At 39.7% G+C, this 11,557-nt stretch carries 11 protein-coding genes; 9 read left to right on the plus strand and 2 right to left on the minus strand.

The genetic code is table 11. The features are described 5' to 3' along the window. Positions 1 to 5 precede the first annotated feature (5 nt). The gene (gene ygfZ / locus PSF67_RS03725; protein WP_166267686.1) at positions 6 to 989 is read right to left on the minus strand and encodes a tRNA-modifying protein YgfZ; all 984 of its coding nucleotides are present in this window, start codon (positions 987 to 989) and stop codon (positions 6 to 8) included. 247 nt (positions 990 to 1,236) lie between these two features. Here ygfZ and sdhE point away from each other — a divergent pair, with 247 nt between their 5' ends. Together sdhE and PSF67_RS03735 are read left to right on the plus strand one after the other, a co-directional pair. Further along, positions 1,237 to 1,503 (plus strand): FAD assembly factor SdhE, encoded by a 267-nt coding sequence (sdhE, locus tag PSF67_RS03730; RefSeq protein ID WP_004261864.1) that lies wholly within the window; start codon positions 1,237 to 1,239, stop codon positions 1,501 to 1,503. Beyond that, entirely contained in the window at positions 1,484 to 1,894 is a 411-nt protein-coding gene (locus tag PSF67_RS03735; RefSeq protein ID WP_272676541.1) for a protein YgfX, read from the plus strand. The genes sdhE and PSF67_RS03735 overlap by 20 nt, the downstream gene beginning before the upstream one ends. A gap of 110 nt (positions 1,895 to 2,004) precedes the next feature. Here PSF67_RS03735 and fldB read toward each other — a convergent pair whose 3' ends face one another. Beyond that, positions 2,005 to 2,523 carry a flavodoxin FldB gene (fldB, locus tag PSF67_RS03740; RefSeq protein WP_166267688.1) on the minus strand — a complete coding sequence of 173 codons (519 nt, stop codon included), beginning with the start codon at positions 2,521 to 2,523 and terminating at the stop codon, positions 2,005 to 2,007. Between the two features lie 117 nt (positions 2,524 to 2,640). Here fldB and xerD point away from each other — a divergent pair, with 117 nt between their 5' ends. The 7 genes from xerD to PSF67_RS03775 all read left to right on the plus strand — a co-directional run. Continuing rightward, positions 2,641 to 3,543 carry a site-specific tyrosine recombinase XerD gene (gene xerD, locus PSF67_RS03745; protein ID WP_102137435.1) on the plus strand — a complete coding sequence of 301 codons (903 nt, stop codon included), beginning with the start codon at positions 2,641 to 2,643 and terminating at the stop codon, positions 3,541 to 3,543. 21 nt (positions 3,544 to 3,564) lie between these two features. Further along, the gene (dsbC, locus tag PSF67_RS03750) at positions 3,565 to 4,269 is read left to right on the plus strand and encodes a bifunctional protein-disulfide isomerase/oxidoreductase DsbC (protein ID WP_195697522.1); all 705 of its coding nucleotides are present in this window, start codon (positions 3,565 to 3,567) and stop codon (positions 4,267 to 4,269) included. A 9-nt stretch (positions 4,270 to 4,278) separates the two neighbouring features. Further along, positions 4,279 to 6,012, plus strand: a complete 1,734-nt coding sequence (gene recJ / locus PSF67_RS03755; RefSeq protein ID WP_102137436.1) for a single-stranded-DNA-specific exonuclease RecJ — start codon at positions 4,279 to 4,281, stop codon at positions 6,010 to 6,012. 129 nt (positions 6,013 to 6,141) lie between these two features. Further along, positions 6,142 to 7,243 (plus strand): peptide chain release factor 2 gene (prfB, locus tag PSF67_RS03760; protein WP_102137437.1). Its coding sequence is split into 2 segments (ribosomal slippage): positions 6,142 to 6,219 and positions 6,221 to 7,243, totalling 1,101 coding nucleotides; the frame shifts between segments, so codons are not numbered across the junction. A gap of 7 nt (positions 7,244 to 7,250) precedes the next feature. Next, positions 7,251 to 8,768: a lysine--tRNA ligase gene (lysS, locus tag PSF67_RS03765; RefSeq protein WP_102137438.1), complete on the plus strand. Its 1,518-nt coding sequence runs from the start codon at positions 7,251 to 7,253 to the stop codon at positions 8,766 to 8,768. A gap of 831 nt (positions 8,769 to 9,599) precedes the next feature. After that, positions 9,600 to 10,154, plus strand: coding sequence for a hypothetical protein (locus PSF67_RS03770; protein ID WP_239979519.1), 555 nt, complete (start codon positions 9,600 to 9,602; stop codon positions 10,152 to 10,154). Positions 10,155 to 10,174: 20 nt separating this feature from the next. Beyond that, a partial coding sequence (locus tag PSF67_RS03775) for a hypothetical protein (protein ID WP_272676542.1) occupies positions 10,175 to 11,557 on the plus strand: 1,383 nt, incomplete at its 3' end.

Genomic DNA, 11,557 nt, shown 5'->3' on the forward strand with positions numbered 1-11,557 from the left:
TCCAATTAATTCTCTTCTAATGAATAAGGTAATGGTGCGATGGTTAGGTGACTTTGCTCATCACCCATAACACGGAAAACGCTATCGGCTTCCATATCGTTATTCATAATGACCTGTACATAAATTTCACCACTACCTAAGCGGATAGCTGCTAAAACAGTTCCTGTGCGACGCCATTTATCACCAAGCTGCCATTCCACACCTTCGCCGATAACAGGAATAGTGGTGCCTGTGCCTTTCAAGGTGTACATCGCGCGTTTATTTGCACCACGGAATTTTGCACGTGCAACCATTTCTTGCCCGGTATAACAGCCTTTCTTGAAGCTGATACCGTGAGGTAGGGCTTGCAAATTAGTGGCTTGAGGTAAATGTTGGGCACTATTTGCTTGATCGATAACGGCAAAACCCGCTTCGATATCAAGGGCTAGCCATTGTTCATCATTAACTTGAATAGCGTCTAAGGTTTGAGCCATTTTTTGTGCGGTTTCTTCGTTGGTGATCACCAAAAAACGCTCTGTGGGTAATGCAAAATGCAATATTGTGGAAGCACCGTCTGTAATGACTTGGTTTTGCTCGTCAGGTAATGCAGTAAATAATGTTGCCAGCGCTTCTCTTGCACCTTTACCTGCGACCCCGATTAATTTTAGGTCCGGTTTTTTTTCAAAGGTGACTTTTGAGAAAACTGCATATTTTTTCAGCTCAGCAAGTTGTGAATCGGCAACGCTGGTTCTCAATAAATATGAATAACCGTCTAAGTGATGGAATAAGCGGAGATCACTCCACATTTTACCTTTGGGATCACAGTGTGCTGTTAATGCATGTGACTGAGTGAGTATGGCAATATCCGCGGTCACTTGGCCTTGCAGGTATTTCTCTGCATCAGCACCGTGGAGATGAATAAGTTCCCAGTTTTCCAGTGAAATCAAAACGAGTGGTAAAGACTGAGATCCGAGAGGAAACTGCTGTGTACTATCAATGTGGTTAGTCATGATTTCACCTGTTGTTCTTTGATAGATAAAGGTGCCTAATGGTAAAATAGCTAGATAACATTGCAAGTAGTTATTATGATGAAGCTGTATTATCTAATAGTTTTTTATCATCTGTTTGTAGAAAAACGGTATTTTACTACTAAAATTACAACAATGTAGTCTATAACATGTTTTCTTAGCGGATAATCTGTTAGAGTATGGAAAATAATCAATCTAATCAGTTAACTGCAAAAAAGGCCGTAGTAGAATGGATATTGAGAATAAAGCGCGAATTCATTGGGCATGCCGTCGTGGTATGCGTGAATTAGATATTTCAATCATGCCGTTTTTTGAGTATGAATATGATGACCTAACAACTCACGATAAGCAGGTATTTGTCCGTTTATTAGAATGTGCGGACCCTGATTTATTCAATTGGTTAATGAATCATGGTCGCCCAGATGATGACGAACTTTTTCGTATGATTAAACTGATTCAGGAAAAAAATAAAAATCGTGGTCCTGTGGAAATCTAATCTCTCCATTTCATGGAAAACTCAATTGTTCTCAACCTGTGTTCATGGGGTTGTTGGGATGTTTTTACTATTGGCTCCATGGTCCCCTGATAACTCAATGATATGGTTGCCGCTATTAGTGGTTGTCGTTACGAGTTGGGCAAAGAGCCAGAAAAATATCAGTAAAATAAAAGGGGTTGCTGTACTGGTTAATGGCAATAAGGTTCAATGGAAGAAAAATGAGTGGAGAATACTGAAAGCGCCTTGGCTTAGCCGTTATGGGGTATTGCTGACACTAGAAGCTTTGCAAGGTAAACCGCAAAAGGTTCATTTATGGATAGCGAAAGATGCTGTGTCAGAAGAGAATTGGCGTAATTTAAACCAGTTATTACTGCAATACCCTGATATCTAGGCTACCAAGATCACTGGCGATAAACCGCATGGGTAGCCTGAGAGTATGTAGATAACCCTCACTTTGGGTTATCAATAAGCAAGCTAATATAAGCTTGCGCCATACTTGCATTATAACAACGCTTCAATTTCCTCAAAAATCTGTACACACCACTGTGCGATGCGCTCATCAGTTTGTTCAAACTGGTGGACTTCATCTAATGCAAGGCCAACAAACATATCACCGGTGTCATTGAGTGGTTTAGGGCTATCAAAGGTATAGCCTTCAGTCGGCCAGAAGCCAACAAATTTAGCACCGGTTGGTTTCAGTTGGTGGTAGAGCATCCCAAGGGCATCAAGAAACCACTCGCCATAATCTATTTGGTCACCCAGCCCATACATCGCAATAATTTTATTTGCGAGGTTAAGATTGGGAAGCGCTTCCCAAATTTCAAGCCAATCTTCCTGTATTTCACCAAAATCCCACGTAGGTATTCCCAAAATAAGAACATCATACTGTTCCATTTCTGCCGGCGGTGTATCGTTAACGTTATGAAGTGTGACTAAATCATCGCCGAGAATATCACGTATTTTTTCTGCAACCATTTCGGTATAACAGGTACTAGAACCGTAAAAAAGACCTATTTTCATATATATTATTACTATGTCCAGCTATGGTTTTCATCACAAGAGATGTATTGTAACAGAAGCAGCCACATTCAGGCATAATAGAATCGTGTGGTATTATCTAAAGGAAGCTTATCTGTCGTGGAAATAAAACAACTTAATCCATTAATTGAACAATTCCTTGATACAATTTGGCTTGAACAAGATCTAGCCGAAAATACATTGGCTTCTTATCGTAATGACCTTCAATTATTAGATAAATGGCTTGATGCACATCAGTTGCATTTAGAAAATGTTCAATCAATTGACCTACAATCTTTTTTTGCTGAACGCATTGATTGTGGATATAAAGCAACGAGTTCAGCACGTTTATTAAGTGCGATGCGTCGGTTGTTTCAATATTTGTACCGGGAAAAAATCCGTTTGGATGACCCTTCAGCGGTGATTGCTGCCCCCAAAATTCCGCAGCGTTTGCCCAAAGATTTAAGTGAAAGACAAGTTGAAGATTTATTGAATGCCCCTGCTACCGAAGATGCTTTAGAGCTACGTGACAAAGCGATGCTGGAAGTGCTATATGCATGTGGTTTGCGTGTTTCTGAATTAATTGGTTTAACTTTTTCAGATATTAGTTTGCGGCAGGGGGTTATTCGTGTTGTCGGTAAAGGCGATAAAGAAAGATTGATTCCCTTGGGGGAAGAGGCAATATATTGGCTAGAGAAATATATTGATGAAGGTCGCCCAGATTTATTAAATGGCAAAACGAGCGATATTCTATTCCCGAGTAAGCGTGGCACGAAAATGACTCGGCAAACGTTTTGGCACCGAATAAAATATTACGCAGTACTTGCACATATTGATAGCGAGCTACTCTCACCGCATGTTTTAAGACACGCATTTGCAACTCATTTACTTAATCATGGGGCAGACTTACGCGTGGTACAAATGTTGTTAGGTCATAGTGATCTATCAACCACACAAATTTATACTCATGTAGCGACTGAGCGGTTACGAGTATTACATGAGCAGCATCATCCAAGGGGGTGATGCATGATTAAAGGACTATTTATGAAACGCAAATTGATATTATTGGCTGCTGCATGTATTGCAACGTTGACTTCCTCAGTCTATGGGGCAACGGAAGAAAAAGTTATTCGTGATACGTTGGAAAAATACAACATGGTTGTTGAAGTGATTAAACCTTCACCCATTGTTGGGCTGAATGTTGTTGAAACATCAACGGGTGTTGTATACATCACTGATGACGGCAAATATTTATTGCAAGGGCCAATTTATGATATGAGCGGTAAAAACCCGGTTAATATCAGTAATCAGCCATTAATGAAAAAAGTAGAAGCGCTCAAAGGTGAAATGATTGTTTTTAAAGCGCCGCAGGAAAAGCATGTTGTGACCGTTTTTACCGATATTAGCTGTGGTTACTGTAAAAAATTACATGAATCTGTTGGTGAACTAAATAGCCAAGGTGTCACGGTGCGTTATCTTGCATATCCACGTCAAGGTGCGGACAGCGACGTAGGGAAAAAAATGGCGTCTATCTGGTGTAATGGCCTACCACAAAAAGCGCTAACTCAAGCGTTTAAAGGTGAGGAAATTGCCATGATTGAAGATTGCAAAATTGACCTAAGTAAACATATGAGTGTGGGTAATTTATTTAAAGTGACGGGAACACCAGCGATCATCCTACCGGATGGGCAATTACTACCTGGCTACATGAAACCGGATGCCCTTGTTCAATTACTCAACGAAAAATAGTTAATTATTGTGAATGTAGAAACACTCTTACAACAAAGGCAGCAGCAAAGTTCTGCTGCTCAACTTCCTGGCTTGCCTGAACTATTACAACGGATTTATCAACACCGAGGCGTCACCGATATCACTCAGTTAGAGCGTAAAGCGGCCAATTTATTGGATTATCGGACATTATCGGGTATTGATAAGGCATTACCGCTACTTTATCGTGCTTTAAATGAACATGAGGCTATCACCATTGTTGGGGATTTTGATGCCGACGGAGCAACCAGTACTGCGTTAGCTATTAGAGCCTTAAAATCAATGGGATATAGGAATATCAATTATATTGTTCCGAACCGCTTTGAAAATGGTTATGGTTTAACGCCTTTGGTGGTTGAAGAAGCGCGTAACCAAGGAACGAATCTCATTATTACCGTTGATAATGGCATTTCATCCCATGAAGGCGTTGAAGTAGCTAGCCATTATGGAATAAATGTCATTATTACTGATCACCATCTGCCGGGGGAAACTTTGCCTGCTGCGGATGCGATAATCAACCCGAATTTAAACGAGTGTGGCTTTGCCTCTAAATCATTAGCAGGAGTTGGTGTCACATTTTATTTAATGTCGGCATTACGTGCGTATTTACGCCAGCAAGGTTGGTTTGTGCAACAAGGCGTGGCAGAGCCTAACTTAGCCGAATACCTTGATTTGGTTGCGTTGGGAACTGTCGCAGACGTGGTTCCTCTTGATGTAAATAACCGTATTTTAGTTCATCAAGGGCTTAATCGTGTTAGAGCGGGGCGTTGTTGCGCGGGTATTAAAGCCCTCGTTGAGGTTTCCAAGCGGGATTTATCAAGGCTAGTGGCAAATGATTTTGGTTTTGCACTTGGTCCTAGATTAAATGCGGCAGGTAGGTTAGATGATATGTCGGTGAGCATTGAATTATTGCTGACTGACGATATGGCCTATGCGCGGGAACTAGCAAATGAGTTGGATGGGCTAAATCAAACTCGCCGTGAGATTGAAGCGGGTATGCAGCAAGAAGCTCTCGTGCTTTTTAACCAATTCGAATACGGTGAAAACCAGTTACCAAATGGCCTAGCCATTTACCACCCCGAATGGCATCAAGGCGTTGTAGGGATATTGGCTTCTAGGATCAAAGAACAATACCATCGTCCGGTTATTGCATTTGCCCCTGCTGGTGATGGCTTATTAAAAGGTTCAGGGCGCTCTATTCAAGGGGTGCACATGCGCGATGCACTTGAACGCTTGAATACCTTACAACCGGGGTTAATGCAGAAGTTCGGTGGTCATGCGATGGCGGCAGGTTTGACGCTTGAAGTGGATAAATTTGATGCTTTTAAACATCACTTTGAGCTATTGATGGGGGAACTTATTCAGCCTGAACAACTTGCTGGAGTGATATGGAGTGATGGTGAGCTTTCTCGCAATGAATTTTGTTTAGAAACAGCGGAACTTATTCGAGAGAGTGGCCCTTGGGGACAATCATTCCCCGAGCCAGTATTTGATGGTGAATTCCAATTATTACAGCAAAGGCTAGTGGGTGAGCGTCATCTAAAACTCATGTTAGAGCCGGTGAATGGCGGGCCAATGTTAGATGCAATAATGTTTAATATTGATGTGCGCCGATGGCCAGATAATAGTATCAAAAAAGCTAAAATAGCCTTTAAATTGGATGTAAACGAGTTTCGAGGGCAAAAAAACGTACAATTAATGATTGAACATATTTGGCCGGATTAAACGGGTAATTAACACACTGAATAACGATGAAATAGCGTTTTATGGCGCTATAAACATGAGATAAATTCCGCTATACTAAGCGGTTTGTGAACAAAAAAATATTTTTGACTAACCATAAGATATTGAAAAATGACGTTTGAAATAAACCCAATAAAAAGTAAGATTCAGGACCTGTCTGAGCGGACAGTGGTTCTGAGGGGGTATCTTTGACTATGATGCCAAGAAGGAACGCTTAGAAGAAGTCAACGCTGAGCTTGAACAGCCTGATGTTTGGAATGAACCCGAAAGAGCGCAAGCCCTTGGTAAAGAACGTTCATCACTTGAGGCAATTGTTGAAACAATTGACCAGATGACGCAAGGCCTTGAAGATGTTGAAGGTTTATTAGAGCTTGCGGTTGAAGCGGATGATGAAGACACATTCAATGAAGCAGAAGCTGAGTTAGAGCAATTACAAGGCAAATTAGAGCAACTTGAATTTCGTCGTATGTTCTCAGGCGAATATGATAGTGCAGACTGCTACATAGACTTACAAGCGGGTTCTGGCGGTACTGAAGCGCAAGATTGGGCAAGTATGTTATTGCGCATGTACTTGCGTTGGGCTGAGTCAAAGGGCTTTAAAACCGAGATTATCGAAGAGTCTGATGGTGATGTTGCTGGGCTAAAATCGGCAACGGTCAAAATTATTGGTGACTATGCCTACGGGTGGTTAAGAACGGAAACAGGTGTTCATCGTTTAGTCCGTAAGAGTCCATTTGACTCAGGTGGGCGTCGTCATACTTCTTTTAGTTCTGCGTTTATTTATCCTGAAGTTGATGATGATATTGATATCGAAATCAATCCAGCGGATTTACGTATTGATGTATACCGTGCTTCTGGTGCTGGTGGTCAGCACGTTAACAAAACAGAGTCAGCGGTTCGTATCACACATATTCCAACGAATATTGTGACGCAATGCCAAAATGACCGTTCACAGCATAAAAACAAAGACCAAGCGATGCGCCAGTTAAAAGCGAAGTTATACGAACTGGAAATTCAGAAGAAAAATGCAGACAAGCAAGCGATGGAAGAGAATAAGTCCGATATTGGCTGGGGAAGCCAAATTCGTTCTTACGTCCTTGATGATGCAAGAATAAAAGATTTACGTACTGGTGTGGAAACGCGTAACACGCAAGCCGTACTGGATGGTGATTTGGATAAATTCATTGAAGCTAGTTTAAAAGCTGGCCTGTGAGGAAAAAATGTCTCAGGAACAACAAGGTGTTGAACAAGCACCTGATTTGAATAACGAACTTAAAGCCCGTAAAGAAAAGTTAGCGGCACTGCGTGAAAAGGGTATTCCATTTCCAAATGATTTTCGTCGTGAAGATATTTCCGATAAAATTCATGCGCAATATGATGATAAAACATCCGAAGAGCTTGAAGACCTAAATATTGAAGTGTCGATTGCTGGCCGTATGATGACTCGTCGTATCATGGGTAAAGCATCATTCGCAACGTTACAAGACGTTGGTGGGCGTATTCAGATTTATGTTTCCCGTGATGATTTAGCGGAAGGCATCTATAACGAACAGTTTAAAAAATGGGACTTAGGCGATATTTTAGGCGCTAAAGGCCGTTTATTTAAAACCAAAACAGGTGAGTTGACTGTTCATTGTCATGAAGTCCGTTTATTGACCAAAGCATTGCGCCCATTACCTGACAAATTCCACGGTTTATCAGACCAAGAAACACGTTACCGTCAGCGCTACCTTGACTTAATCGCGAATGATGAATCTCGTCATACTTTTATTGTTCGTTCTAAGATCCTTGCTGAAGTGCGTAATTTTATGGTTGGTTACGGTTTTATGGAAGTCGAAACCCCAATGATGCAAGTCATTCCAGGTGGTGCTTCTGCGCGTCCATTTGTGACTCACCATAATGCATTAGATATCGATATGTACTTACGTATTGCGCCTGAACTGTACTTGAAGCGCTTAGTTGTTGGTGGTTTTGAACGTGTATTTGAAATCAACCGTAACTTCCGTAACGAAGGCTTATCTCCACGTCATAACCCAGAATTCACCATGATGGAACTGTACATGGCGTATGCGGATTACCGTGATCTGATCAAGCTAACAGAAGATTTGTTCCGTACATTGACACAAAATGTTTTAGGTAACACGGTTGTTCAGTATGGTGAGCAAGAGTTTGATTTTGGTAAACCTTTTACCAAACTCACTATGAAAGAAGCGATTTGCAAATATCGTCCTGAAACCAACGTTGCTGATTTGGATGATATGGATAAAGCGGTGGCAATTGCTCAATCAATTGGTATCAAAATTGAGAAAAGCTGGGGGCTTGGCCGCATTCAGTGTGAAATCTTTGAAGAGGTTGCAGAGAGCCACTTAATCCAGCCGACATTCATCACTGAGTATCCTGCTGAGGTTTCACCATTAGCGCGTCGCAATGATGATAACCCATTCATTACTGACCGTTTTGAGTTCTTCATTGGTGGTCGTGAAATCGGTAACGGTTTCTCGGAATTAAACGATGCAGAAGACCAAGCTGAACGTTTTGCAGAGCAAGTTCGTCAAAAAGATGAAGGCGACGACGAAGCAATGTTCTATGATGAAGACTATGTTACCGCATTAGAGCATGGTTTGCCGCCAACGGCAGGTTTAGGTATCGGTATTGACCGTATGGTGATGTTATTCACTAATAGTCATACTATTCGCGATGTTATTTTATTCCCAGCTTTACGTCCTAGCAAAGCTTAAATGCCATTATGCCCGGTTAATACCGGGCATATATTAATATTTATAAGCTATCAATATTGACTCCTCTTATGTTTCATTCAAGCAGTTCATTTTAGTTATAAGATAAAACACTATTTACTAGACGCGAAATGAGTAAGGTGAAATAAAATCACTGAAAAGTGTTTTTTTAGTGATTATGGCTATGTAATCAATGTATTTTATTAAAAATAGATTTGAGTTACGAATCGTATCAATTTAATATAAGTAATTATGGCAGATAACTGCTATGCTCTATTACGCATTTTTAGCATCAATAAATACGTATTTTGATAAAAACTTGATCCTATTTATAATTTTTAATTATTGTTAGCCTGTAGAATTGAATTAAGCAGGTTACTCATTTTTTGTATGATGACGTTTATTGTTATATCACAAGTTTAAAATGTGTTAGCAGCTTGAAAAATGGAAAAAGGTTTATTTTTTTGTGAGTGAATATTTTATTTGTTAACAATTGTTACAGGTGACAGAACTAAAATAAGAATTTACTTGGAAAGAATTGGGTCGCTTACAAGGTTTATAGAGTAACTCGACCGTTCTCTGACATAAAATAATAAAAAATTACGGCAAAGGTGTAGAATTATCCCTTTATAGGGTGACTAGTGGGAATTAGCTCATAAAATTAATGAAAATGTGGCAATAAAATAATTTTAAAACTAAAGTTAAGCTAATCTAAATTTATGAGATGACTCTATTTCTACATTCGGACTTATAGAAAATAGCTAATTTTTAGCTTACACTAGGTTTTTTTGACATCATTATAATAGCGAAGAAAAGTGCTGGTAAGGTAACCATATGTTTTTAAAAAATAAATTTTATGTTGCATCTTTGCTTATAGCAGGTACAGCTCTTCTTTCAGGTTGTACATTTGGCTCAGACTCATACAATACAGCAACACCGAATACCCCAAGTAAACAGGTAGTCAATACAAGTACCACTCAACCGGTAACACAATCGACTGTTGATACCAATTCAGGCCAGGCTGATAACTCTTATCCTGAATCTCAAAAAGTTTTAAACAACGCAATTAACCGTACACCAGTTGCTTCTACAACTTATGGTGAAGCGGGTGCTGATCAGCAAACATTTGCTCATTTGAATACGTGTGTTAAAGAATTAAACGCGCTCAAAACACTCTCACCAAAAGATTACAATCGCTTAGTAGGTTCATTTAAAGAAGTTAGCGAAATCAACCGTCTATATCGACAAGTTGAAGGGACTGCTAGCCCTGACACAATTGAATTATTACAAATGGCGATAGAATCTAAAACCAAAGTATTGTGTGCAAAAGTTCGTTATAACTCAGTATTGTCTACCGAATCAACATTGAAGAAAATTAGTGGATTATGAGAATAAACCTTAGGCTTTGTGTGTCACTGGCACTTGTTACGACTTTTTTTAGTCATGCTCCAAAAGCAGAGCGCTTTAACAATGTAATTGATGATTTTGATACTTATCTTCAAATGGAAAAAGAAGGCAAAGTACAAGAACAAAAGCAACAATTGCCAGTTAATACACAAAACCAGGGTTATGAAATCTTTTCTTCGCTATCTACTGTTCCTGCTCCAAAAGAGAAACAAAAATCTGCGGCAGCGAATAAAGGAACGAAAGGCAAAGCTACAGGGAAGAATAAATCTGCTGCGGCATCAACAAAGAAAGTAGATGTTGCGAAGGCAGAGCCTGCTGAACCGGAAAAAACGACTTTTTCTGAAGTGTGTGCGGTGACGACAGAAAATGGGGCATCCCCTATTTTGTTGTCGTCTTACCCTTATTTCTTCCAAAGCAATCAATGGGATCCTGCTTATCTAGCCAAAGATTTTGCAAAATATCAATTGGTTCTTGACCCACTCGGCTTATATGCATCTAAATTTGCCAAGCCAACAGGTATTAATACCTCTGCTTATCTTGAGCAATTGGCGCAATTAATTGAACGTCAGCAATTAGCACATCTATATAAGTTTGGTATTGCTCAAGGTGTAGGCCAACTTATTGCCTATAATCATTTGCTCAATGATGAACAACTCGTTTCTGAACTCATTAATCATAATAAGAGTATCGCGCAATTAACGCATACAATTACGGAAAAACAATTTGAGATTGATAAACTAAATGATGACGTTCTGAAAAGTAAAGAGCAAATCGCGCAATTACAGGCAATTGTCAATTCATCAGATGACCAATCTTTAATTGACACATTAAAGACTAAACTGGCGGATGCTCAAAAAACAATTGAGCAAAAGCAAAATAGTCTTGATCAATTGAGTCAAGAAAATCAGCAAACCCAAGAAACGATTGCTCAACTTGAAAAACAATTAAATGAAAGTGTCGTTGAACAAGCCCAACTTAAACAGCAATTAGCAGATAAAGAACAGCAATTTGCTGCTGCAAATTTGAAAATTGAGCAACTAACTGCGGATATTGCAAAATTAGAGTTGGAATCTAAAAATCAACTGCAAGTCGCGGGTAACGCTGATGAGCTGATGAAATCAGTGACAGCTGAACTTTTACAGCAAAAAGAACTGTTGAAACAGAAAGAAAATGAATTAGCGACCGTTAAAAGTGAAAAAGATGGTGTTGCATCGTCTTTAGTCGCCCAGCAAGAAAAAAGTAAATTATTAGAGTTACAAAACCAGCAATTACAAACTCAGTTGGTAGAAAAAGAACAATTAGCAGAAAAAATTCAAGTTTCTCTGGCGAAGAAAACGGAACAAGCAGAGCAACAAGTTGCATTAGAAAACGCCTTAAAAGCCGAA

It is taken from the genome of Providencia sp. PROV076, from assembly GCF_028483405.1.
Taxonomy (GTDB): domain Bacteria; phylum Pseudomonadota; class Gammaproteobacteria; order Enterobacterales; family Enterobacteriaceae; genus Providencia; species Providencia huaxiensis.

Excerpts from the sequence above, each read along its gene's own strand:
- dsbC (WP_195697522.1), top strand. The coding sequence starts at position 3,565 with ATGAAACGCAAATTGATATTATTGGCTGCTGCATGTATTGCAACGTTG.
- fldB (WP_166267688.1), bottom strand. The coding sequence starts at position 2,523 with ATGAAAATAGGTCTTTTTTACGGTTCTAGTACCTGTTATACCGAAATG.
- PSF67_RS03770 (WP_239979519.1), top strand. The coding sequence starts at position 9,600 with ATGTTTTTAAAAAATAAATTTTATGTTGCATCTTTGCTTATAGCAGGT.
- sdhE (WP_004261864.1), top strand. The coding sequence starts at position 1,237 with ATGGATATTGAGAATAAAGCGCGAATTCATTGGGCATGCCGTCGTGGT.
- lysS (WP_102137438.1), top strand. The coding sequence starts at position 7,251 with ATGTCTCAGGAACAACAAGGTGTTGAACAAGCACCTGATTTGAATAAC.
- ygfZ (WP_166267686.1), bottom strand. The coding sequence starts at position 989 with ATGACTAACCACATTGATAGTACACAGCAGTTTCCTCTCGGATCTCAG.